Consider the following 24,052-nt stretch of genomic DNA (forward strand, 5'->3'; position numbering starts at 1 on the left):
AGAGAGCACGCCGCTGTCGCCAACAGCGCCCACTCACCACCCGCGAGAAAGCAAGCCCGCTGGCGCCGCGCGTGCCCGCGCCCGCTCGACGCCTGCGAACGAGCAAGCCTGCCGTCGGCAACTGCAGACACCCGCGGAACCGCCGTCCGCAAGAGGGCAAGGCCGCTGCCGTGGCCAAGCAAGCCCGCCGCCCGCGGACAAGAAGACCCGCGCGGACGACAAGCCCGCCGCCCGCGAAAGCAGCCCTGGCCTCCCGCGAACGGGACAAGCCCGCAAGCCGTCACGCCACCAGGCCCGCGCCCGCGAACCCGGCCACCGCGGCAGCGGGCGTCACCGATTACGGCGGAACAGCTTGTCCCCCAGCCAGACAATCGGGTCGTACTTGCGGTCGGCGACGCGTTCCTTCATCGGGATCAGCGCGTTGTCGGTGATGTGGATGCCTTCCGGGCACACCTCGGTGCAGCATTTGGTGATGTTGCAGAACCCGAGCCCGTGCTCGTCCTGGGCGGCGTCGCGGCGGTCGGCGACGTCCAGCGGATGCATCTCCAGTTCGGCGATCCGCATGAGGTAGCGCGGCCCGGCGAAGCTCTCCTTGTTCTCCTCGTGGTCGCGCACGACGTGGCAGGTGTTCTGGCACAGGTAGCACTCGATGCACTTGCGGAATTCCTGCGAGCGCTCGACGTCCACCTGCTGCATCCGGTACTCGCCGGGCTTGAGTCCCTCCGGCGGGGTGAAGGACGGGATCTCGCGTGCCTTCGTGTAGTTGAACGACACGTCGGTCACGAGGTCGCGGATCACCGGAAAGGTGCGCATCGGCGTGACCGTCACGATCTCGGCCTCGGTGAACGTCGACATGCGCGTCATGCACATCAGCCGCGGCCTGCCGTTGATTTCCGCCGAGCAGGAGCCGCATTTGCCTGCCTTGCAGTTCCAGCGCACCGCGAGGTCGGCGGCCTGGGTGGCCTGCAGCCGGTGGATGATGTCGAGCACGACCTCGCCCTCGTTCACCTCCACGGTGAAGTCCTGCAGGTCGCCGCCAGTCGCGTCGCTTCGCCACACGCGGAACTTCGCCTGGTAGCTCACGCGGTCCTCCCGGGGTGGGTCTCCAGCTCGCCGTCGGTGAAGTACTTGCCCAGCTCGTCGAGTTCGAACAGTTCGAGCAAGTCCGGCCGCATCGGCACCTGTTCCTCCACGGACACGTCGACGTCCGGCACGAGCGGGTTGTCGCCCGGGCGCGCGGAGCAGACGAGCAGCCGGTGCCGCCATTCCGCGTCCATGGACGGATAGTCGTCGCGGGTGTGGCCGCCGCGGCTTTCGGTGCGGGTCAGCGCCGCGCGGGCGACGCATTCGCTCACCAGCAGCATGTTCCGCAGGTCGAGCGCGAGGTGCCAGCCGGGGTTGAACTGCCGGTGGCCCTCCACCGTCACCTGACCGACCCGGCCGCGGATGTCCGCGAGTTTGTCCAGCGCCTGCCGGATTTCCCCGGCCTTGCGGATGATGCCGACGAGATCGTTCATCGACTGCTGCAGCTCGGTGTGCAGCGTGTACGGATTCTCCGGCGCGCCGTCCGCGGGCGGGTTGAACGGTTCGAGCGCCATCGCGGCCGCGGCGTCCACATCGGACTGCGAGACCGCGGGCCGGTCCTTGAGTCCGTCCACATAGGACGCCGCGCCCAGTCCGGCCCGCCGGCCGAACACGAGCAGGTCGGACAGCGAGTTGCCGCCGAGCCGGTTCGACCCGTGCATGCCGCCGGAGCACTCGCCCGCCGCGAACAGGCCGGGGACGCTCGCCGCGCCGGTGTCCGGGTCGACCTCCACGCCGCCCATCACGTAGTGGCAGGTGGGGCCGACCTCCATGGCCTCCTTGGTGATGTCGACGTCGGCGAGTTCCTTGAACTGGTGGTACATCGAGGGCAGCCGCCGCTGGATCTCCTCGGCGGGCAACCGGCTCGCGATGTCGAGGAACACGCCGCCGTGCGGGGATCCGCGCCCCTCCTTGACCTCGGAGTTGATCGCCCGCGCCACCTCGTCGCGCGGCAGCAGGTCCGGCGTGCGGCGGTTGCTCTCCTGGTCGGTGTACCAGCGGTCGGCCTCGTCCTCGCTGTCCGCGTACTGGCCCTTGAACACCTCGGGCACGTACTCGAACATGAACCGCTTGTCCTCGGAGTTCTTGAGCACCCCGCCGTCGCCGCGCACGCCCTCGGTGACGAGGATGCCCTTGACGCTCGGCGGCCAGACCATCCCCGTCGGGTGGAACTGCACGAACTCCATGTTGATCAGCTTCGCACCGGCGCGCAGCGCCAGCGCGTGCCCGTCGCCGGTGTACTCCCACGAATTCGACGTCACCTTGAACGATTTGCCGATGCCGCCCGTCGCGAGCACCACCGCGGGCGCCTCGAACAGCACGAACCGGCCGCTCTCGCGCCAGTAGCCGAACGCACCGGCGATCGCGCCGTTGTCCAGCAGCAGTTCGGTGACCGTGCATTCGGCGAAGACCTTGATCCGCGCTTCGTAGTCGCCGTACTTCTTGAAGTCTTCCTGCTGCAGCGAAACGATCTTCTGCTGCATCGTGCGGATCAGCTCGAGCCCGGTCCGGTCGCCGACGTGCGCGAGCCGCGGATACGTGTGCCCGCCGAAGTTGCGCTGGCTGATCCGTCCGTCCGCGGTGCGGTCGAACAGCGCGCCGTACGTCTCGAGTTCCCAGACGCGGTCCGGCGCTTCCCGGGCGTGCAGTTCGGCCATCCGCCAGTTGTTGAGGAATTTCCCGCCGCGCATGGTGTCGCGGAAGTGCACCTGCCAGTTGTCGTTCGAGTTCGCGTTGCCCATCGACGCCGCGCAGCCGCCCTCGGCCATCACCGTGTGCGCCTTGCCGAAAAGGGATTTGCACACCACCGCGACGCTGAAACCGCGTTCGCGCGCTTCGATCACCGCGCGCAGACCGGCGCCGCCGGCACCGATCACCACCACGTCGTAGCTGTGCCGTTCGACCTCGGTCATGGAATAAGCCACCTCACGAGCTGGGGAGAACTGCTTTGCGCTGCTGGATTTCCGGGGGTCAGCCCACGAATCGCAGGTCCGAGATCGCGCCGCTGGACACGAGCATCACGTAGAAGTCGGTCAGCACGAGCGTGCCGAGCGTCGTCCACGCGAGGGTCATGTGCCGGGTGTTGAGCTTCGTGACCTGCGTCCAGATCCAGTACCGGACGGGATGTTTCGAGAAATGCTTGAGCCGCCCGCCGGTGACGTGCCGGCACGAGTGGCAGGACAGCGTGTACGCCCACAGCAGCACGACGTTCAGCACGAGAATCACGTTGCCGAGCCCGAAGCCGAACCCGGTGGGACTCTGGAAGGCGACGATGGCGTCGTAGGTGTTGACGAGCGAAACGACGCACGCGACGTAGAAGAAGTACCGGTGCACGTTCTGCACGATCAGCGGCAGCCGCGTCTCTCCGGTGTAGCGCGCGTGCGGTTCGGCGACCGCGCAAGCCGGCGGGGAAAACCACACCGAACGGTAGTAGGCCTTGCGGTAGTAGTAGCAGGTCAACCGGAACCCGAGCAGGAACGGCAGCACGAGCACGCCGAGCGGCAGCCAGGACGGCATCTCGCCGAACCAGTGCCCGAAGTGGCTCGAGCCCGGGACGCAGGAAGTGGACACGCAGGGCGAGTAGAACGGCGTCAGGTAGTGGTATTCGGGCACCCAGTAGGCGGTGCGCACGAATGCCCGGACTGTCGCGTAAACGACGAAAGTGGCCAGCCCCAGCACAGTGAGCAGGGGCGACAGCCACCACCGGTCGGTCCGCAGTGTCCGGGCGGCGAGCCGCGCCCGCCCCGGCGCTCGAACACCGGTGCGGGCGCGGCTGACGTCGTTGTCAGCGGGGGCGCTCACCGCTGGTCGCGCTTGTAGCCACCGACACCTTCGTCGTCAGCGCCGCTCCACAGCGCCGGATCGTAGGGAGTATCCGGGACAGGCACGCGTTCGACAGGCTTCGCCTGCGCGGGCACAGCGGGCGGATGCCCGTCCAGATCGGCGGTGTCGATGTCGAGCCGCTCGACGTCGTTGGCCAGCCGGCGCACCGCGGACGCGTCGCCGTAGCGCGATCGCAATGCGCCCACGCACTGCCGCAACTGGCCGATGGTGCGCCGGAGTTCGGCGATCTCTGTGGTGGACATCGGAAGCCTCCCTGATGGTGGGGCCGGCAGTTCGGGTGACGATCAACGTCGCCAAGTACGACTCTGCCTCGCGCGGTGCACTGTGACAAGTAGCACATTTACCAGAGCGGGGCATGTTGTATCGGTTGACCTGGGGGTTTATCGCCAGATAGGGGCCGAAAGTGGGGTTTCGGGCCGCCTCTGGGCCGTCAGCCGCACGGCTCGAGCCCAGCAGCAGACAGAGAGTCATCCGGCGATCACCCCAAGCGACAGTCGCTATTCAACCGGATCCTCGCCCGTCAGGAGCTTCGTCAGTCCGGTCTCGTTCGAGAGCCGCTGGGCCCTCACCTCCTCCTCGAAACCGGCAGCCGCGGCCGACAGATGGTGCAGTGAATCCTCCGGGGACAACGCGGACTCGGCCAGGCTCTCGATGACGTCCGCGTACGGGGCGGCCTCCCGACCGGACAGGAATACACCCGCGTGTTGGTGCGGGCAGTACACGACTTCCGTCGCGTCCCACAGCCGGTACCAGCTGAACGCGCCCTCCGTCACGGCCTCGCTCGAGACGAGCCGGATCTTCACAGTCGGCGAAATCTCGATGAGGTACCGCACCTGTCGCAGCATCACCTCGGCATCTCCGAAGTGCTGCCGCAGTGCCTCAGTCCCGACGAAAATCTGCACCTCAGCGGGCTCCGCGTCGAACAGAATCTCCTTGCGGCTCAGGCGATTCTCGACGACGTGTTCCAGGATTTCGTTGTCCCACAAGGCCGGACCGAACACCAGCCGCGCGTAATCGGGGATTTGCAGCAGCTCCGGGATCTGCAGCGGAGCCCACACGGTCATCGACTCGGCGTTCCGCTCGTGCCCGGCGACCATCGTGTAGTGCGCCGTATCCGCCTGCGACCCGTACATGATCCAGCTCGCCCCGGCGACCTCGCGCGCCAATTCCATGATCCGCGACTTCTTCTCGCCGACCACTCCGAGCGCGCCCAGCACCCCGGCCACGTCCTCCAACGTCGGAACTTCCTGGCCCAGTTCCCAGCTCGACAGCTGGTCCGGGTCCACCCCGACCCACCGCCCCAGTTCGCGCAAACCGAAGCACGCCTCGAGCCGGGCATCCCGCAATGCCATGCCCAAAGCGCGCTCGCTCGGGTCGGGCATCTCCGAATCTCGCATCCACCGTCACCTCCAGCCGCGGATAGTGCCTGTTTCGCGCTGATGACACCTATCGATCGTCATCAGCCGCAGACACCACCTTCCGCTGCGGCATATCCCCAGCTCAGCGGTAGTAGCCAGCGAACCCGTCGACAGCGGGACACCCCGCCCAGCGCTCCCGGCGACCCCACAGGGGGTTTCTGAATCGATTTTGTTTCCGGAGGGTTCTCGGGTTACCGTGTGCACCGTCACGTTCCCGCGACGCCAGCGCCGCCGTCTCGCGAACCCGTCACGAGCCGGGAGCTTGAGATGAGCAGCAGCCCGAACCCGACCGCCGCGGTGCACCGCGTGCTTGCCGACGTCACCGACCGGATCGCCGAGCGCAGTGCGGACACGCGGGCGGCGTACCTCGCCCGCAGTGCGGCCGCTTTCGAGGAGGGGCCGGTCCGCCGCGGCCTCGCTTGCAGCAACCTCGCACACGGATTCGCCGCTATGGACGGCGTCGACAAGCAGGCACTGCGCCAGCTGCGCGCGCCCGGCGTTGCCATCGTGTCCTCCTACAACGACATGCTCTCCGCCCACCAGCCGATGCAGGAATACCCGGCGTGGCTGAAGAAATCGGTCCGCGAAGCCGGTGGTGTCGCGCAGTTCGCCGGCGGGGTACCCGCGATGTGCGACGGCATCACGCAGGGCCGGCCGGGCATGGAGTTGTCGCTGTTCAGCCGCGAAGTGATCGCGATGGCGACGGCGATCGCGCTGTCCCACGACATGTTCGACGCCGCGTTGCTGCTGGGCGTGTGCGACAAGATCGTCCCGGGGCTGTTGATCGGCGCGCTGTCGTTCGGGCACCTGCCCGCGGTGCTCGTGCCTGCCGGTCCGATGAATTCGGGCTTGCCCAACAAGGAAAAAGCCCGGGTGCGGCAGCTGTACGCGGAGGGGCTCGCGACGCGGGAGGACCTGCTCGACGCGGAAGCCGCGTCGTACCACTCAGCAGGCACCTGCACGTTCTACGGCACCGCCAACTCGAACCAGATGGTGGTCGAGGTGATGGGCCTGCACCTGCCGGGGGCCAGCTTCGTGCCGCCGAACACGCCGTTGCGCCAGGCGCTCACCGAAGAGGCCGGCCGACGCGTCGTCGAACTGTCCCGGGGCGAGGCGTACACGCCGATTTCGCAGGTGCTGGACGAAAAAGCGTTCGTGAACGGCATCGTGGCGCTGCTGGCCACCGGCGGGTCGACGAACCACACGATGCACTTGGTGGCGATCGCCGCGGCGGCCGGGATTCAGCTGAGCTGGGACGATTTCTCGGACCTGTCCGCGGTCGTGCCGCTGCTGGCGCGCGTGTATCCGAACGGCAGCGCGGACATCAACCACTTCCACGCGGCGGGCGGCATCCAGTTCCTCGTCGGCACGCTGCTCGACGCGGGCCTGCTGCACGAGGACGTGCTCACCGTCGCGGGTCCCGGGCTGCGCCGGTACACGCAGGAGCCGATCTTGTCGGACGGCGAGCTGGTGTGGCGTGACGTGCCGACGCGCAGTCTCGACGAAGAGGTGCTGCGTCCGGTGTGGCGGCCGTTCGCGCCGGACGGCGGGCTGCGGATGGTGGAAGGAAACTTGGGCCGAGCGGTCACGAAGGTGTCGGCGGTCGCGCCGGAGCACCACGTCGTGGAGGCGCCGGCGCGGGTGTTCACTTCGCAGGAGGCGTTCGGGGTCGCGTTCGAGGCCGGGGAACTGGACCGGGACGTGGTCGTGGTGCTGCGTCAGCAGGGTCCGCAGGCGAACGGCATGCCGGAGCTGCACGGTCTGACGCCGGCGTTGGGAGTGTTGATGGACCGGGGTTTCCGGGTCGCGCTGCTCACCGACGGGCGGATGTCGGGTGCGTCGGGCAAGGTGCCGGCCGCGATTCAGGTGACACCGGAGGCCGCGGTGGGCGGGCCGATCGCCCGGATCGCCGACGGCGACGTGGTCCGGTTCGACGCGCGGTCCGGAAGCCTGGACGTGCTGATCGCGGACGACGAACTGGCGCGCCGCGACCTGGCGGACGCCCCGCCGTCGGAGGCCGCGTGGAGCGGAACCGGGCGGGAGCTGTTCGGGGCGTTGCGGCGTGCGGTCGGCCCGGCTGACCAGGGCGCGAGCGTGTTCGGGGCGCTCACTCCGGAGCTGGACCTCGCCCGGGGCGTTCCGCCATTCGGAAGCGGGACAATGGGCGAGTCCTCGTATGCTCTCCAGACCCAGGAGGTCGGTCAGTGACCACCGGCACGGACCTGCTCGCCCTGTCCCCTGTGATGCCCGTCGTGGTGATCGACGACGTCGACGACGCGGTGCCGACGGCCCGCGCCCTGCTCGCCGGCGGGATCGGGGTGATCGAGCTGACGCTGCGCACGCCGGTCGCGCTGACCGCGATCGAGCGGGTGGCCGCGGAGGTGCCGGACATCGTCGTGGGCGCCGGCACGGTGACGTCGCCGGAGCAGGCGAAGCAGGCCGCCGACGCGGGCGCGAAGTTCCTGGTGACGCCGGGCTGCACGGATTCGGTGCTGGACGCCGCGTTCGCCACCGGGCTGCCGTTCCTGCCGGGCGCGGCCACGGTGTCGGAGGCGATGCGGCTGGCCGAACGCGGGCTGAGCGCGCTGAAGTTCTTCCCGGCGGAGGCCAGCGGGGGCGCGGCGTTCCTGAAGTCGATCGCCGGACCGCTGCCGGAGCTGCAGTTCTGCCCGACCGGCGGGATCACGGTGTCGTCGGCCCCGTCGTACCTGGCGCTGCCGAACGTCGGCTGCATCGGCGGCTCGTGGCTGACGCCCGCGAAGCTGTTGGCGGCCAAGGACTTCGCCGCCGTCGAGAAGCTGGCCGCCGAAGCCGCCGCGCTGCGCTGAGCCCTTCCGGAAACCCGTCGTCTCCGTACCGGAGGCGGCGGGTTTCTTCGTACCGCCAGGCGATCAGTCGACCGGCACGTCGTCCAGCATGCTGGATTCCGCCCCGAACTCGCGAAGTTCGTCGCGGATCACCGTGTACGCCAGCCCTTGCGGATAGCCCTTGCGCGCGAGGAACCCGAGCAGCCGGCGGATCGCGGTCTGCTCGTCGACGTTCCCGAGCGACCTGAGCCGTTTGCGCACCAGTTCGCGGGCACGCTGTTCCTCGGCTTCCCGGTCGACTTCCTCCGCCGCTTGCGCCGCGATCTCGTCGTCGACGCCCTTGCGCCGCAGCTCCGCGACGAGCGCGGTACGCGACAGCCCTTGGTTGGCGTGCCGGTCGCGGACCCAGGTTTCGGCGAACTCGGCATCGTTGACGAGACCGGCACGGTCGAGCTTGCCGAGCAGCGTTTCCACGGTGTCGCTGTCGAAACCCTTGCGCTGCAACGTCTGTCGCAGCTCCTCGACCGCCCTCGGCCGGGCGGCGAGGAGGTCGAAGCAGATCTCCTTGGCCTTCTTCGCCCGTTCCTCCGGAGGCAACTCCATCGGCTCGACCTTCGGCGCCCTGGCCACGACCACACTCCTTGTTCACGGTGCCGCCCTCGGACGACGGCACCTCCACCTCAACACCAGTTTCCCGGTGCCGAACACCGCGATTCGCACGGTTCGCCACCCGCCGACCGAAGCGCAGCCGCCGGAACTCGCACCGGCTCGGGCAAGAACCCGCACCGATGCTCGTCACAACGGCCAGCGCTCACCCGCGGAGCTTGCCCGCGCGCACCGCTTCAGACCGGCCGAGCACGCCGTACCCGGGAGATCCCCACCGCACCGGCAGAGATTCCGGCCGCAATCCCCGCACGACCCACTGGCCGCACCCAGCCGGAGATAGCCGCACCCAGCCACCTCGCGCCCAGCCGCCTCACACCCGGCCGGAAATGGCCGCACCCAGTCGCCGCCGCACACCCAGCCGGAGAACCGCCGGGCAAGGGCACACCTGCGCATCCGGAACACCGTCGCGCCCGAAGATCCCGTCGCGGCGAAACCGCGCTGGTCCCCGGTTTCAGCGGCGGACCGGTGCGCGGCCCGAGCACCGGGGAGGGAACCTGCCGATCCCCTCCCCTCCCCGGATCAGAAGTCGACCGGCGCGGGCGCTGCCTCGGCTTCGGCATCGACCTGCGGACCGATGTTGAGCTTCTCCTTGATGCGCTTCTCTATCTCGTTGGCGATGTCCGGGTTGTCGCGCAGGAACTTCCGCGCGTTCTCCTTGCCCTGGCCGAGCTGGTCGCCCTCGTACGTGTACCAGGCACCCGACTTGCGCAGGATGCCCTGGTCGACGCCCATGTCGATGAGCGAGCCCTCGCGGGAGACGCCCACGCCGTAGAGGATGTCGAACTCGGCCTGCTTGAAGGGCGGGGCCATCTTGTTCTTGACGACCTTGACGCGGGTGCGGTTGCCGACCGGCTCGCCGCCGTCCTTGAGCGTTTCGATGCGGCGGACGTCGAGGCGGACCGAGGCGTAGAACTTCAGCGCCTTGCCGCCCGTGGTGGTCTCCGGCGAGCCGAACATGACGCCGATCTTCTCGCGCAACTGGTTGATGAAGATCGCCGTGGTGCCGGAGTTGTTCATCGCACCGGTCATCTTGCGCAGCGCCTGGCTCATCAGGCGAGCCTGGAGGCCGACGTGCGAGTCGCCCATCTCGCCCTCGATCTCGGCGCGCGGCACGAGCGCGGCCACGGAGTCGATGACCAGGATGTCGAGCGCGCCGGAGCGGATCAGCATGTCCGCGATCTCCAGCGCCTGCTCGCCGGTGTCCGGCTGGGAGACGAGCAGCGCGTCGGTGTCCACGCCGAGCTTCCTGGCGTACTCCGGGTCCAGCGCGTGCTCCGCGTCGATGAACGCCGCGATGCCGCCGTTGCGCTGCGCGTTGGCCACCGCGTGCAGGGCGACCGTGGTCTTGCCGGAGGACTCCGGGCCGTAGACCTCGATGACCCGGCCGCGCGGCAGGCCGCCGATGCCGAGCGCGACGTCGAGGGCGATCGCGCCGGTGGGGATGACGGAGACGGGCGGGCGGTTGTCCTCGCCGAGGCGCATCACCGAGCCCTTGCCGTACTGCTTGTCGATCTGCGCAAGGGCGAGCTCGAGCGCCTTGTCCTTGTCGGGTGCTGCTGGCATGGAAGTCCACCTCGCTGGTTGGGGCCTGTGTGTTCGGTTGTCCAGATCAAGCTTGTCCGGGGTCCAAGCTCTGTCCGGTCCGACGCTACGGGGAGGGACCGACAATTCCAGGCGCGGCGACTGATCTGTGGATCGCTGGCCCCGTTGTGCACAACACCATAGACGAACAGGTGTTCGAGGTTTACAGCGACACGCCCATCCGCCGAGGTTTTCGCCCTCCTCCGCGTCCGGACCCGGAACTCGCAGGTCAGCGCCGTTCCGGCGGCACCTCGAACTCGACGCAGACCGCTCGCCAGATCTCTTTGGCCGGCGTTCCCGCGCTCAGCGCCTCTTCGACCGTGCGCCCGCCGAGCCCGCTGAACACGTGGTCCTTGGCGAGCATCTCGGCGCGTCCGGACCCGAACTCGTCGGCCATCAGCCGTCGGAACACCGTGATACGCATCGGGCGAATGCTAGCTTTCCCGCTCCGGCGGGGATCACTCCCCCGGCTGGACGTTCTGCTCGAAGTAGTCGGCCAGTGCGCCCGGCGTGGCCGCCTGCCCGCCGGAATTCACCTGGTAGAGGAACCCGACGAGGGGCCGGTCCTTCACGGTGAACACGAGGACCGCCGACGACTGCCCGGCCGCCGCCGCGTAGTGCCCTTCGAGCGCGTTGCCCTTCCAGTCCGCTTCGGTGCGGTCGCCGCCCGCGGAGGAGAGCAGTCCGTCGGTGTACTGCTTCAGCTCCGCTGCCGACTGTCCCTGCACGTACGTCACCTGAGTGCCCGCGCGCCCCGGCGCGGCGCACGTCGACGCGGTCCCGAGGCTCTTCGCCGGCGCGGCGGGGCCGTTGCCCATGCCGGGAGCACAGCCGCCGTTGTCAGCGACCTTGCCGGCGAGCTGACGCATGCAGCCGGTCAGTCCGGACGAGTCGGCTTGCCCCGGCGTACGGCACTCGTCGGCGGTGTACGTCTTCACTGACGAGCCCTGTGTTGTCAGGAACACGGTCAACCCCGCGGCGAGCACGACCACCACAGCTGCCGCGATGCCGATCCACAGCTTGGTGCGGCTCTTCTTCTCCGGCTTAGCGGGCGTGTACGTCGGGAAGTTGGACGGTGCCGGCGAAGGCTGGAACGGCGGCATCTGCTGTGGCTGCGTCGGCGAGTACGCCGGGTAGCCGCCCTGGGGCGCGGCAGGCGGCGCGTACGGCGCACCTGACGCCACCTGGCCCTCGACGTTCTGCGTACGCATCGACAGTCCGTCTTTAGCGACGTGCTGTGCACCCAGGGCGACGGCCGTCTCGGGCTGGTCAAGACTCGTGGGGACGACGCCGAGCTTCTCCGCGATCATCGACCCGACCAGCGGCAACCGGCTCGAACCGCCGACGAGGTAGATGCCGACGAGACGCTCCGAGGTCAGCCCAGCCGAACGCAGTGTCCGCGAAAGCAGCTCCACGCTGCGCAGCATTGCCGGACGCACCAAGCCTTCGAGCTCTCCGCGCGTGACGAGCACGTCCTTGAACGGCTCCGGCATCGGCACCTCTGTCTGCGGATGCCGAGACAGTGCCTCCTTCGCGGCCTTCACGTCTTCTTGCAGCGCGCGTCGCGTACGCCGGTCCGCAGTGGACTCGGGGCGAAGCAGCCGCTGCCAGCGCTGCGGGTCCGAGTGGGACACCTCACGTCCTACGTGGACCATCAGCGCCTGGTCGACGTCGAGGCCGCCGAGGTCGGGCAGGCCGTCCTCGGCGAGCACTGTGTAGCCGTTCTGGTTCGCGCCGACGACTGCGACGTCGAACGTGCCCGCGCCGAGGTCGTACACCGCGAGAGCCTGCCCTGGAGCCAACGCGCGCTCAGGGAACGACGCGAAGTGCGCCGCGGCCGCGACGGGCTCCGGCACGAGGATGACGTTTCCGCGGATGCCCGCGAGCCGCGCCGCGCTCAGCAGCACGTTGCGGCGCACCGGACCCCACTGCGCGGGGTGGGTGAGCCGGACCTCGTCCGGCTGTTCGCCGCCGAGCTGGCGCGTGGTCTCGTCGAGCACCCTGCGCAGGATCGCGGCGAGCGCTTCGTTGACCGGCACGACGTCTGTGCCGAGCAGCAGCGTCTGCTCGTCGATGCGCCGTTTAGGGTTGGGCTCGAACCGTGTCGGGTCGAGCCGCGCACGACGTTCGGCGTCCCGGCCGACCATGAGCGTGCCGTCTTCCCCGGCGAACACCGCGGAGGGCATGTTGGCCGACCCGTCGACCTCGACGACGCGTGGCGGCCTGCCGTGCGCGGAAAGGACGGCAACGGTGTTGGACGTCCCGAGGTCCACCGACAGGATCCGCACAGTAATTTCCCCTCGACTCAAGCAGCGCTGGCGGAGATGCTGCCACGTGCCCGGTCACCGTGCGTGCGGACCCGCGAAACTCGCGACGCGCGCAACCCCGGGGAACAACGGAACGTCTCGTCTTCCGAGGACGGGGAGGCAATGACAGAGCTAGTGGACAAGACCCGCCGGGAGCAGTTCGAACGGGCAGCGGACGGTCCGGCGCGCTCGTTGCGGGTCGCGGCGGGCAGATGGAGCAGCTCCGGCTACCTGCACGCGGCGGTGCTGTACCTCGTGGTGCGGCTGGTCGGCCTCGGCGCGCTCGCGGCGATGGCCGCGCCCCGGGACCTGCCGTTCGGCGAGCGGCTGAAGGCCTGGGACGGCTGGTGGTACCTGCAGATCGCGGAGCACAGCTACACCGGCGTGAGCAATCCGCTCGACGCCGCCGGGCTGCCGTATCCCGACGCGTCGTACGGCTACTTCCCGTTGTATCCGGCGCTGACCGGGCTGTTCGAGAAGCTGCCCGGGGTGACGTACTACGGAGCGGGCCTCCTGGTGTCGACGCTCGCCGGAATCGCGGCGGCGACGGCGATGTACCGGATCGGCCGGCTCGTCCACAGCCAGCGGGCGGGGCTGCTGCTCGCGGTGTTGTGGGGCGCCGCGCCGATGGCGATCGCCGAGAGCATGGTGATGACCGAGGCGCTTTTCACCGCGCTCGCCGCGTGGGCGCTGGTCGGCGTGCTCGAACGCAGGTGGTATCTCGCCGCGACCGCGACGCTGTTCGCCGGGCTCACCCGCTCCACCGCGTGCGTGCTGGTCGCCGTCGTGGTGATCGCCGCGGCCGTCGACGTGTGGCGGAACAGACAGCGGTGGAACGCGCTCGTGTGCGTCTTCGTCGCGCCGCTCGGCCTGCTCGGGTACTGGCTGTTCGTCGCGGTGCAGACCGGCAGCGTGACCGGCTGGCAGGACGTGGAGCTGCGCGGCTGGAACACGCGTTTCGACGCCGGGGCCGAAGCCTGGCAGTGGATCACGCAGACGCTTTTCACCTCGGGCAACGCGTGGGAAACGCTCGTCGTGCTGGTGATGGTCGCGGCGATCGCGCTCGCGGTTGTCTGCGTCACCGGCCGCCGGATGCCGTGGCCGCTGGCCGCGTACGCGGTGGGTGTCCTGGTGCTGGTCCTGTGCAGTGCCGGGCTGCCTGCCCTGAAGTCGAGGTTCGTCCTCCCCGACTTCGCGCTCCTGCTGCCCGTCGCGATGGGGCTGGCCGGTCGCAAGAAGTCCACGATGATCGCCGCGGCGACCGTGTTCGTGCTGGTCGGGGCCTGGTATTCGGCTTATTCGCTGACCGTGTGGAAGTACGCGATCTAAGCCGATCGGTCACCCACACGAGGGGATCCGGCACGAGGTCCGCTGCCGAGGCCCCGGAAATTGTCGGGGGCGCCGCGCATGATGGATCCCGTGGCAAACGACGTCCTCGACCTCTTCTCCCCGGCGACCAGCACCTGGTTCGCCGGAGCCTTCGCCGCCCCGACGGCCGCGCAGGAAGGGGCCTGGCGGGCCGCACACGCCGGGCAGCACGCCCTGGTCGTGGCGCCCACCGGGTCCGGCAAGACGCTGTCCGCGTTCCTGTGGGCACTCGACCGGCTGGCGGCGGAACCGCCGCCGGCGAACCCGCGCGAGCGGTGCCGGATCCTGTACGTCTCGCCGCTGAAGGCGCTGGCGGTCGACGTGCAGCGCAACCTGCGCGCGCCGCTGGCGGGCATCTCCCAGGCCGCGCACCGGCTCGGCCTGCCCGTGCCGGAGATCGAGGTCGGCATGCGCACCGGCGACACCACGGCGGCGGAGCGCCGGTCGTTCGGGAAAACCCCGCCGGACGTGCTGGTCACCACGCCGGAGTCGCTGTTTCTCATCCTCACGTCCTCGGCGCGGGAATCGCTGAAGGGCGTCGAGACGGTCATCGTCGACGAGGTGCACGCCGTCGCGGGCGGCAAACGCGGCGCGCACCTGGCGTTGTCGCTGGAACGGCTCGACGCGCTGCTGCCCAAACCGGCTCAGCGCATCGGATTGTCGGCCACCGTGCGGCCGGTCGACGAGGTCAGCGCGTTCCTCGCCGGCGGCCGTCCGGTCACGGTCGTGCAGCCGAAGCTCGCGAAGACGATCCAGGTGCGGGTGGAGGTGCCCGTCGAGGACATGGCGAACCTCGACGGTCCAGCGCCTTCGCCGCTGGAGCGGCTCGACGACCTCACGTCGCTGTCGCAGTTGCCGTCGGAGGGTGGGATCGGCACCCAGGAAGAAGTGGCCGGCGCGGCGGTGCAGCGGCCGTCGATCTGGCCCGCGGTCGAGGAACGGGTGCTGGAGCTGATCCGCGCGCACCGCTCCACCATCGTGTTCGGCAACTCGCGGCGGCTCACCGAACGGCTCACCGCGCGGCTCAACGAACTCGCGTCCGAGCAGACCGGTCTGTCCCGGAGCGACGCGTTCCCGGCGGAGGCGGTCGGGCAGTCCGGCGTCACGACGGGTGCGGAGCCGGTCATCGCGCGGGCGCACCACGGGTCGATGTCCCGCGAGCAGCGCACCCATGTCGAAGAAGAACTGAAGTCCGGGCGGCTGCCGTGCGTGGTGGCCACGTCGTCGCTCGAACTCGGCATCGACATGGGCGCGGTGGACCTGGTCGTGCAGATCGAGGCTCCGCCCACGGTGGCGTCCGGGCTGCAGCGCGTCGGCCGGGCCGGGCACCAGGTCGGCGCGGTGTCGTCCGGCGTGATGTTCCCGAAGTTCCGCGGCGATCTGGTGTCGTGCGCCGTCGTCGCGGAACGGATGGCGACCGGGGCGATCGAGGCGGTGCGGTACCCGCGCAACCCGCTCGACGTGCTGGCCCAGCACGTTGTCGCGATGGCGGCGCTCGAACCGTGGACGGTGCCGGAGCTGGCGGCGCTCGTCCGGCGGGCGGCTCCGTTCAGCTCGCTGCCGGACGACGCGCTGCACGCGGTGCTCGACATGCTCGCCGGCCGCTACCCGAGCGAGGAATTCGGCGAACTGCGGGCGCGGATCACGTGGGACCGGGTCGGCGGCGAACTGCGCGGGCGGCCGGGTTCGCAGCGGCTGGCGGTCACGTCCGGCGGCACGATCCCCGACCGCGGGCTGTTCACCGTGATGACGCCGGGCGACGAGGGCAAACCCGGCTCGCGCGTGGGCGAGTTCGACGAGGAGATGGTGTACGAATCGCGGGTCGGCGACACGATCCTGCTCGGCACCTCGTCGTGGCGGATCACCGACATCACCCATGACCGGGTGATCGTCGTGCCCGCTCCGGGCCAGCCCGCCCGGATGCCGTTCTGGAAGGGCGACGCCGCCGGCCGTCCGCTGGAACTGGGGCGGGCGCTCGGCGCGTTCGTCCGCGAACTGTCCACTTCGGACACCGCGACGGCGCGGGACCGGGCCGCCGCGGCCGGGCTCGACCAGCGCGCCTGCGACAACCTGCTGGCGTACCTGGAAGAACAGAAGTCGGCGACCCGGCACGTGCCCAACGACCGCGTCATCCTGCTCGAGCGCTACCGCGACGAACTGGGCGACTGGCGGATCGTGCTGCACTCGCCGTTCGGCGCGCAGGTGAACGCTCCGTGGGCGCTCGCGATCGCTGCCCGGCTGCGGGAAAACCGCGGCGTCGACGCCCAGGTGGCGCACTCCGACGACGGCATCGTGCTGCGGCTGCCCGACGCGCTCGATGCCGACGGCGGCGAGGTCACCATCACCGCCGACGACGTCCTGCTGGATCCGGAGGAGGTCGAGCAGCTGATCGTGGCGGAGGTCGGCGGCTCGGCGGTCTTCGCGGCGCGGTTCCGGGAGTGCGCGGCACGCTCGCTCTTGCTGCCGCGCCGAGACCCGCGGCGGCGCACACCGTTGTGGCAGCAACGGCAACGGGCGTCGCAACTGTTGTCGGTGGCGGCGAAGTACGAGCGGTTCCCGGTCGTGTTGGAGGCGATGCGCGAGGTTCTGCAGGACGTCTACGACGTCGGCGGGCTGCGGGAGCTGATGTCGGACGTCCGAGCGCGCAAGGTGCGGCTGGTCGAGGTGGAGACGCCTGCCGCGTCGCCGTTCGCCCGAAGCCTGTTGTTCGGGTACGTCGGGATGTTCCTGTACGAGACGGATGCTCCGCTGGCCGAACGGCGAGCGGCGGCGCTGTCGCTGGATTCCGCCCTGCTGGCCGAATTGCTGGGCACGGAAGCAATTCGCGAGTTGCTCGATCCGGAAGCCGTGGCCGAGGTCGAACGGTCGTTGCAGCGGCTCGAACCAGATAGGCACGCCCGGTCGGCGGAGGACGCGGCCGACCTGCTGCGGTTCCTCGGCGATCTGTCCGTCGCCGAAGCCGCGGAACGCGGGATTCAGCCGGAGTGGCTGGAAGAACTCGCCTCGGCACGGCGGGCGATCCAGGTGCGCATCGGCGGCGAGGAGCGGTATCTGGCCATCGAGGACGCCGGACGGGTGCGGGACGCGCTGGGCGTCGCGCTTCCGGTCGGCGTGCCCGAGGCGTTCACCGAGCCGGTGGCGGATCCGCTGGGCGACCTGCTCGGCCGCTACGCGCGGACCCGCGGCCCGTTCTCCGCGACGGCCGCTGCGGATCGGTTCGGGTTGGGTTCAGCGGTCGTCACCGGCGTGCTCGACCGGCTCACCGGTGAAGGCAGGCTGGTCCGCGGCGAGCTGAGTCCGGTCGGGCATCCGGAAACCCATGGCGTGGGCGTCGAATACTGCGACGCGGCCGTGCTGCGGCGGTTGCGGCGCGCGTCGCTCGCCCGGCTGCGGGCAGAGGTCGAGCCCGTGGAGCCGGCGGCGCTGGGCCGGTTCTTGCCGTCGTGGCACGGAATCGGCGCGCGGCTGCGGTCCGCGCCGACGGCCGACGACGTGCTGTCGGTGGTCGAACAGCTTGCCGGTGCACCGTTGCCGGCGAGCGCGGTCGAGTCGCTGATCCTGCCGAGCCGGTTGCCGGGCTACTCCCCCGCGCTGCTCGACGAACTCACCACCGCGGGCGAGGTCACGTGGGCAGGCTGCGGTTCGCTCTCCGGCGGGGACGGGTGGCTGGCGCTCGCTCCGTCGGACGTCGCGGATCTGCTGCTGCCCGAGGTCGAGGAGAATCCGCCGACGAGTCCGCTGCACGACGCGATCGTGACGGCGCTGGAAGGCGGAGCGTTGTTCTTCCGCCAGCTCGTCGACCGGGTCACGCCGGGTCTGGAGCAGCCGCCGGACGACGGTGCCGTGGTGGCCGCGCTGTGGGATCTGGTGTGGGCCGGGCTGGTCACCGGCGACACGCTCGCGCCGCTGCGCGCGCAGGTCGCCGGGCACGGCGCGCACAAACCCCGGCGGCAGGCGCCACGCGGCCGCTACGCCCGTATGCGCGCCGGCCGTCCGGCGATGCCGTCGCGCACGGGGCCGCCGACCGCGGCCGGCCGTTGGGCGCTGACCCCGCCTCGCGAAGCCGACCCGACCCGCCGCGCACATGCCCGCACCGAGGCATTCCTGGAACGGCACGGCGTCCTCACCCGAGGCGCGCTCGACACCGAACGGGTCACCGGCGGGTTTTCCGGGATCTACAAGGTGTTGCGCGGCATGGAGGATACCGGGCAGGTCATCCGCGGCTATGTCGTCGAAGGTCTCGGTGCCGCACAGTTCGCCGCGAAGGGCGCGGTCGACCGGCTGCGGGCGCTCTCCAGCACCGCGCCCGCCTCAGCAGCCCGGAATGACAACACGCGTGCCGTGGTGCTCGCCGCCGCGGATCCAGCACAGCCGTACGGCGCGGCTCTGTCCTGGCCCGCCGCGACAGGCGACACCAAACACCGCCCGGCGCGCAAAGCCGGAGCGCTGGCGGTGCTGGTCGACGGAATCCCAGCCCTGTACGTCGAACGCGGCGGCCGCTCGTTGCTGAGCTTCACCGAGGAACGCAGCTCACTGCAAGCCGCCGCGGCCGCGTTGTCGACCGCGGTCCGAGAAGGCTGGCTGGGCCAGCTGGCCGTCCAGCGCGCGGACGGAGAACACGCGCTGACCTCGGAGCTAGCCGAGATCCTGCAGGAGGCCGGCTTCCGCGCGACGCCGAAGGGACTCCGTTTGAGAGCTTGATCCTTGCCCCGTGCTGCTCGGCCGAGGCGCGAGCGGGTGCGGCCTGTGGCTCGCCGTGCGGGCGGTGCCGTCGGGCTTGCCTGGTGGACCCGCGTCGGCGAAGCAGGTGGTGTCACTAGACTTCTCGTGGCCCCTCGGTGGACAAAAGGACGTTCGATCATGGCGATGCGCGAGTTGCGCTACTTCGGTGACCCGGTGCTCAAGTCCGTGTGCGACCCGGTGACCACGTTCGACAGCAAGATCGAGGCGCTGGTGAAGGACCTCCTCGACAGCGTGCAGCCGGAGGGCCGGGCAGGGCTCGCCGCGCCGCAGATCGGGGTCGGGCTGCGGGTGTTCAGCTACGACGTCGGCGGGCTGACCGGATACGTCATCAACCCGGAGATCGCCCACCTGTCCGAGGAAACGCACGAAATCGGCGAGGGCTGCCTGTCGGTGCCGGAACTGTGGTTCCCGACGGTCCGCGCGAAGCACGCCGTGGTGCGCGGCGTCGACCTGCGCAACGAGCCGATCGAGGTCGAGGGCGTCGACGTGCTGGCCCAGTGTCTCCAGCACGAAACCGACCACCTCGACGGCAAGCTCTACCTCGACCGGCTCACTCCCGACCGGAAGAAGCAGGCGCTGCGCGAGGCGCGGGGCAAAGACTGGTTCTGGAACCGCTGACCGTCCGCGACGTCCGGTCGGCGACGAGCCGCAGCACCGTGCCGTCGTCCGGACTGGTTTCGACCCGTAATCCGGCACGAACAGCGGTCCGGGCCATCGCGTCGTTTCCCGGAAGACGGACCGCAGTCAGTTCCGTGATCCCGTCGGCTCCGGCGAGGGCGACCAGCCGAGCGAGCAACGCCGTGCCGATTCCTTGGCGCTGCCAGGCATCCTCGACGAGAAGCGATACCTCGGCCGTACCGTCGCGCTGGGAAATCAGCTGCCCGAACCCGATCACGTCCCGGCCGCACACCGCGAGCAAGCTGGTTCCGCGCGGTGGCATGAGCAAGCGGTGCAGCCATTTCCGGGGAACCGTGCTCAGCCCTGTGTGGTAGCGGTTGAACAACGTCTTCGCCGAGCAGCGAAGATGCACCGCACCGATCGCGTCGGTGTCGCGCGGAGTACCGAGGCGCAGAACGACCGCCGCCCCGTCCGGACGGTCGAGCACCGCCGGACCGGCCAGATTCTGCTCCGCCGCGGCGAGCAGTTCCAGGAAGGCTGCGGCCTGGGCAAGTTCGGGTTCAGCGAATGCCACCCATCGCCGCCGGGCGACAAACGCCTGCCCTTCCCCAAAGGCGAATACCGCCCGGTGGCCGCCTTCGGTGCGTCCAGGGTTGGCCTCGCTCATCGGGACGAGCGTCACGAGATCCGCGGACAGCACCATTCGCAACATCGGAGCGCGGCAATCCGGATCAACGATCGCCCGCCGAGCGGCGACGAGCGCTGTCGCGGCTGAGTCGCGAAGTCCGCGAACGGTAGTTTCGGCAATCGTCGCTCGCCCGACGGCATTGGCAATTGCTTCGGTGACCGCCGTGTCGTCGGCGGTGCTGGAAGTTGCTGCAGGAGTGGACGATTCCCGGGCGTCGGCCCCGATGCACAGCTCGCCCGCGACGGGAAGCGCAGTGGTCGCCGGAACACGGAGTGCTCCGGCATCGAGTCCAGAAGCAGTTTCTTGATCTATGGCCGTCGCGACTGAAGGAGCGCGGAGTTCGCACGCGGAAGCGTCAGTGGGCAGCTTCCCACCGGCGCGGGACGCAGATGCCGCCTGAGCATTGCGTTGCCCGGTGTCGGAGGTGGCCTCCCGATCAGCAGTTGCCGGTGCGTCGAGTGGCCCTGAAGACGGCTCAACGCGTGTCACGGGAGCATCGAATCTTCCGACATCAGTTCTAGAAGTTGCCTGTCGATCAGTCGCTGTCGGAGCGTCGAGTGGCCGCTTCGCGGCGCGGGTCTCCGTATCAACAGTTGCTGGGGCGTCGAATGGCGGCGAAGAAGGCTTGAGGCGTGTCGCCAGTGCAGGGCGTTTCCGGATGTCAGCGGTCGTCGGCAATTCAGGGGACGGTGATTCCGCGATGGGGGTGAGGAGTTCTCGGGCGGCGTCGGCGATCGGATCCTCGGCGGCGCGCGTGGTGGCAGCTGAGGCGCGGACGTCCGGGATGGTGGTTTCGGTCATCCCCAGGCAATCGCCGCCTTCGTCGCGGAGGGCGTCTATCAGGAGGTGCTGGGGCAAGCCTGCTGCTGGGCGCAGGACGAATTCGTCCAGGACGCCGCCGGGGGCTGGGTGTCTGGTCAGGCCGAGGATGCTGCATTCGAGGTCGGCCAGGCGGATTGCGAAGCGGGCCAGGGTGCCGGGGTGGGCGTCGGAGCGGACGCGTACTCGCCAGGCTTGTGCTGGCGCGAGGTTCTCGTTGGGGTGGCGGTGGTTTGACGGGTGCGCGGGGATTGTGTTCGCGAGGAGGCTGCGGGGGGTGGAGGGCGTGTCCATGGACGTACGGTCGCCGACGTACGTAACCGGGGGCGTCTTGTGGTGTTTCGGGTCTGTCAGAGGGTGGCCGGGAATGTGTGATCTGCGGGAAACAATGGCGCGGGTCAGATTGGGAACAGCAGGCGGAATTCGTTGTCTTCCGGGTCGGTGAAGTCGGCCTGAGCAGCGTCGGGCTGAGTGGTACCGATTAGGCGAGCTCCGGCGGCTTGGATGCGGTCGGTTTCAGCTGGGTCGTCGCCGGACAGGTCTAGGTGGAGGCGGTTTTTGCCGTGTTTTGGGGTGTTCACGCGCAGGAATTCGAGAGTGGGGCCGCGGCCGGTGGGGTTGCGCAGGGTGGTGATGGCGGGCTCGTCGGCGGTGATCGGCCACGCGGTGAGCGGGGACCAGAAGCGGGCCAGACGCGCGGGGTCTTGTGCGTCGACGACGATCGCTGCGATGGCACCGGAATCGGCGTATTCCTCGCGGGGTTCGAGTACGCAGAACTCGTTGTCTTCGGGGTCGACCAGAACGATCCACGGGACGTTGCGCTGGCCGATGTCGATCGGGCGTGCTCCTGAAGACACGGCTCGGGAGACTGTTTCGCGCTGGTTCTCGCCGGAGGTGCTGGAAAGGTCCAGGTGGAGCCGGTTTTTGGTGGTCTTCGGGCGGGAGGTCGCGGCGAAGACCAGGGTGAGGTCGCAGCCGTCGTCGGGTGGGGGCTGGATTGCTGCCTCGGCTGGGGATTTCGCGGTGAGTTGCCAGCCTAGGAGGTCGGACCAGAAGCGGGCCAGGCGTGCTGGTTCTTCGGCGGCGGTGACCAGGTTGGCCAGACGTGTTGCCATGTCGCCACGGTAGCGGGCAGGGCCGACAAAAACGGCCGCTCGCGGGGTCGGTAAAAGAACTGTGCCGGCAAGCGCGGGGGTATCACGCTTGCCGGCACAGCCGGATCGCCACGGTGGTCGAGGAAACAGCGCAGAACCGGGAAGCTTCCCCGCTTTCGGTTCTCGAACGCTATCTGGTGGCCAGTCGCAGCAGGGCCCAGGTTTGGGCGGACAGCTCGTGGTCTCCGTCGGTGTGGACCATGGTCACCGGGACTCTCCCCCACAGCCAGAGGTACACGTTCGCGGGCGAGCCGGTGACGATCGCGTCCGCGGCGTCGGCTTCTCGGGGAGAGCAGCGCCAGGCCTCCGTTTCGCCGGGGCCTGCTCTCGCGATCCAGCTGTGGCCGCCGGTGTGGAAACCCACTGTGCCGTTTCGGGTTCCCGAGATGCCCATGGCGGTGAGCTTGTGTCCAAAGTAGAGGGTGAGGGCCTCGTCGACGCCGTCGGCGGCCAGGTCGTCGGGCACGGTCGAATCGCCGATTCCGGCTGCGTTCTCGGCGTCCACTCGGTGCACGAGGGTTTCGTGGAGCATGCGGCGGCGCCAGAAACCGTGGGTCGGGTCGGCGGACCACCAGGTGGCGGTCCGGGTGGCCGGGTCGTGGTTGGCCAGTTCGACTTCGAGTTCGGTGCGGGCGACGGAGTAGAAGTCGGCCACCGGCTGTCCGGGCAGGGGCTCGCGCCACGGTTCGGGGCGGCGGCCTTCGCGGATCCAGCCGAGGACCTGCCAGTAGACGGAGCCAACGTGTTTGAGCAGCTCGTTCAACGTCCAGCCGGGGGCGGTGGGCACCGGCGAATCGGGTGACGCCGAGTGCGCCACCTCCCCCAGCAGGTGCGCCTCCGCGGAGAACGCCTCGAGCAGCCGGCCGTGGTCGACCGTGCCGAGTTCACGCGACATGGGCTTCCCCGGACATCGGCAGGCCGTGCACGACCCGGCGGACCAGTTCGAGGAACTGGGCGGTCGCCTGCAGCAGACTCTCGGCCAGCTCGGCGGTGACGCGACCGCTGATGCCGGCTTCGGCGGCGGCCCGGGTTTCCGAATGGTCGGCGAAGAACGCTGACCATTCGCGCAACTCGGGGGCGACGGCGTCGAGCAGCACCCAGCCGCTGGCCGGACGACCCCGACCCCGGCGCGGACGGCCCCGGACGGCGAGCACCGCACCCGCACCGCGCAGGGCGGCCAGGTAGGCGCCGATGAAGCGTTCGGCTGGGTCGCGTTCATTGTCCGCGTGGTCGAGTCCGCGGTTGGCCTGGGCGAGGAGGGTGACCGCCTCGGGCGGGGCCGGCGGACGCAGGGACAGCGGAAGTTGCGGCTGGACCTTGGCACCGGAGCGGCGAGCGGACGGCTCGGCGGAGGGCCGGACCGCGGCCCGGGTGCGGTGGACGACCTGCCTCGGGGGCGGGGCGCTGGGCACGGTGTTTTCGGGGACGTGGTGCACGGTGGGCTTGAGGGTTGAGGGGCGTTCGGGCTGTGGGGCTGGGGTGTTTTCCGACGCGAAGGGCAGCGCGGGGGTGGCTGCCGGAGTGGTGTTGGCCTTCGCGGCGTCAGCTGCCGAAGCGGAGGACGCGGACTCGGACGACGAGCCGAAGCCCGATTCCGCGGAAGGCGACTGAGCGGGACCAGCCGCCGAAGCGGCAGCACCGTTCTCCGCCGCGGGCCAAAGATCGAGGCCAGGCTGGGCAGCGCCAGTCACCGGAGCGGCCGACGGAGCCGAAGCAGCAGACACGACCCCCGAACCCGACCCATGAGCAGCACCAGCAGCACCCGGCCGTTCCACCGGCGCGCCGAACGTCAGCTGTTCGCCCACCGCGCCAGGTCGGTGTGCCTCGGGGGCACGGTCCGCGGGGGACACGACCGAGACGGACATGGCGACCCTCCTCCTGCTCGGGTGGGGCCGGCCGGGGGCCCGAGGTGCTTCCCCCACCCCGGGACCGGCCGGCGCGTTCCCACCGGGTATCG

The 24,052-nt window shown here is 69.8% G+C and carries 18 protein-coding genes; 5 read left to right on the forward strand and 13 right to left on the reverse strand.

What is annotated here, in order from left to right; translation table 11 throughout:
- Positions 1 to 330 precede the first annotated feature (330 nt).
- The 5 genes from DMP23_RS05445 to DMP23_RS05465 form a co-directional block, all read right to left on the reverse strand.
- Positions 331 to 1,083 carry a succinate dehydrogenase/fumarate reductase iron-sulfur subunit gene (locus DMP23_RS05445; protein WP_337820338.1) on the reverse strand — a complete coding sequence of 251 codons (753 nt, stop codon included), beginning with the start codon at positions 1,081 to 1,083 and terminating at the stop codon, positions 331 to 333.
- Positions 1,080 to 2,996 carry a fumarate reductase/succinate dehydrogenase flavoprotein subunit gene (locus DMP23_RS05450; RefSeq protein WP_275291452.1) on the reverse strand — a complete coding sequence of 639 codons (1,917 nt, stop codon included), beginning with the start codon at positions 2,994 to 2,996 and terminating at the stop codon, positions 1,080 to 1,082. The genes DMP23_RS05445 and DMP23_RS05450 overlap by 4 nt, the downstream gene beginning before the upstream one ends.
- A 58-nt stretch (positions 2,997 to 3,054) precedes the next feature.
- Positions 3,055 to 3,885, reverse strand: coding sequence for a hypothetical protein (locus DMP23_RS05455; RefSeq protein ID WP_037809742.1), 831 nt, complete (start codon positions 3,883 to 3,885; stop codon positions 3,055 to 3,057).
- Entirely contained in the window at positions 3,882 to 4,169 is a 288-nt protein-coding gene (locus tag DMP23_RS05460; RefSeq protein ID WP_037809740.1) for a hypothetical protein, read from the reverse strand. Before DMP23_RS05460 ends, DMP23_RS05455 begins: the two co-directional genes overlap by 4 nt.
- A gap of 255 nt (positions 4,170 to 4,424) precedes the next feature.
- The gene (locus DMP23_RS05465) at positions 4,425 to 5,324 is read right to left on the reverse strand and encodes a helix-turn-helix domain-containing protein (RefSeq protein ID WP_337820339.1); all 900 of its coding nucleotides are present in this window, start codon (positions 5,322 to 5,324) and stop codon (positions 4,425 to 4,427) included.
- A gap of 288 nt (positions 5,325 to 5,612) precedes the next feature.
- On the opposite strand from DMP23_RS05465, the gene edd reads away from it, so the two are divergent.
- Both edd and eda read left to right on the forward strand, forming a co-directional pair.
- The gene (gene edd, locus DMP23_RS05470) at positions 5,613 to 7,553 is read left to right on the forward strand and encodes a phosphogluconate dehydratase (protein WP_337820340.1); all 1,941 of its coding nucleotides are present in this window, start codon (positions 5,613 to 5,615) and stop codon (positions 7,551 to 7,553) included.
- Positions 7,550 to 8,173: a bifunctional 4-hydroxy-2-oxoglutarate aldolase/2-dehydro-3-deoxy-phosphogluconate aldolase gene (gene eda, locus DMP23_RS05475; protein WP_337820341.1), complete on the forward strand. Its 624-nt coding sequence runs from the start codon at positions 7,550 to 7,552 to the stop codon at positions 8,171 to 8,173. Before edd ends, eda begins: the two co-directional genes overlap by 4 nt.
- A gap of 63 nt (positions 8,174 to 8,236) precedes the next feature.
- On the opposite strand, the gene DMP23_RS05480 is transcribed toward eda, so the two are convergent.
- From DMP23_RS05480 to DMP23_RS05495, 4 genes are all read right to left on the reverse strand, one after another.
- Complete coding sequence (locus DMP23_RS05480; protein ID WP_337824365.1) at positions 8,237 to 8,755, reverse strand: regulatory protein RecX; 519 nt, start codon at positions 8,753 to 8,755, stop codon at positions 8,237 to 8,239.
- A 582-nt stretch (positions 8,756 to 9,337) separates the two neighbouring features.
- Complete coding sequence (gene recA / locus DMP23_RS05485; RefSeq protein WP_037809735.1) at positions 9,338 to 10,381, reverse strand: recombinase RecA; 1,044 nt, start codon at positions 10,379 to 10,381, stop codon at positions 9,338 to 9,340.
- 247 nt (positions 10,382 to 10,628) lie between these two features.
- Positions 10,629 to 10,823, reverse strand: coding sequence for a DUF3046 domain-containing protein (locus DMP23_RS05490; protein WP_037809733.1), 195 nt, complete (start codon positions 10,821 to 10,823; stop codon positions 10,629 to 10,631).
- Positions 10,824 to 10,857: 34 nt separating this feature from the next.
- On the reverse strand, positions 10,858 to 12,687 hold the full coding sequence (locus tag DMP23_RS05495) for an Hsp70 family protein (protein ID WP_043829013.1): 1,830 nt from the start codon (positions 12,685 to 12,687) through the stop codon (positions 10,858 to 10,860).
- A gap of 141 nt (positions 12,688 to 12,828) precedes the next feature.
- On the opposite strand from DMP23_RS05495, the gene DMP23_RS05500 reads away from it, so the two are divergent.
- From DMP23_RS05500 to def, 3 genes are all read left to right on the forward strand, one after another.
- Positions 12,829 to 14,034: a hypothetical protein gene (locus DMP23_RS05500; protein WP_337820342.1), complete on the forward strand. Its 1,206-nt coding sequence runs from the start codon at positions 12,829 to 12,831 to the stop codon at positions 14,032 to 14,034.
- Between the two features lie 78 nt (positions 14,035 to 14,112).
- Positions 14,113 to 18,774 carry an ATP-dependent helicase gene (locus tag DMP23_RS05505; RefSeq protein ID WP_443111249.1) on the forward strand — a complete coding sequence of 1,554 codons (4,662 nt, stop codon included), beginning with the start codon at positions 14,113 to 14,115 and terminating at the stop codon, positions 18,772 to 18,774.
- A 159-nt stretch (positions 18,775 to 18,933) separates the two neighbouring features.
- A complete protein-coding gene (def, locus tag DMP23_RS05510) occupies positions 18,934 to 19,434 on the forward strand; it encodes a peptide deformylase (protein ID WP_037809726.1) in 501 nt (166 codons plus the stop codon).
- On the opposite strand, the gene DMP23_RS05515 is transcribed toward def, so the two are convergent.
- The 4 genes from DMP23_RS05515 to DMP23_RS05530 all read right to left on the reverse strand — a co-directional run bounded on the left by DMP23_RS05515 (position 19,367) and on the right by DMP23_RS05530 (position 23,960).
- A complete protein-coding gene (locus tag DMP23_RS05515) occupies positions 19,367 to 21,235 on the reverse strand; it encodes a GNAT family N-acetyltransferase (RefSeq protein WP_337820343.1) in 1,869 nt (622 codons plus the stop codon). The two genes, def and DMP23_RS05515, sit on opposite strands and share 68 nt — an antisense overlap.
- A gap of 104 nt (positions 21,236 to 21,339) precedes the next feature.
- Positions 21,340 to 22,056, reverse strand: a complete 717-nt coding sequence (locus tag DMP23_RS05520) for a VOC family protein (protein ID WP_337820344.1) — start codon at positions 22,054 to 22,056, stop codon at positions 21,340 to 21,342.
- A 169-nt stretch (positions 22,057 to 22,225) separates the two neighbouring features.
- On the reverse strand, positions 22,226 to 22,990 hold the full coding sequence (locus tag DMP23_RS05525; RefSeq protein ID WP_337820345.1) for a maleylpyruvate isomerase family mycothiol-dependent enzyme: 765 nt from the start codon (positions 22,988 to 22,990) through the stop codon (positions 22,226 to 22,228).
- Complete coding sequence (locus tag DMP23_RS05530; RefSeq protein ID WP_337820346.1) at positions 22,980 to 23,960, reverse strand: SAV_6107 family HEPN domain-containing protein; 981 nt, start codon at positions 23,958 to 23,960, stop codon at positions 22,980 to 22,982. The genes DMP23_RS05525 and DMP23_RS05530 overlap by 11 nt, the downstream gene beginning before the upstream one ends.
- Positions 23,961 to 24,052 lie beyond the last annotated feature (92 nt).

Source organism: Amycolatopsis sp. A1MSW2902 (assembly GCF_017312175.1).
GTDB classification, from domain to species: Bacteria; Actinomycetota; Actinomycetes; order Mycobacteriales; family Pseudonocardiaceae; genus Amycolatopsis; species Amycolatopsis nivea.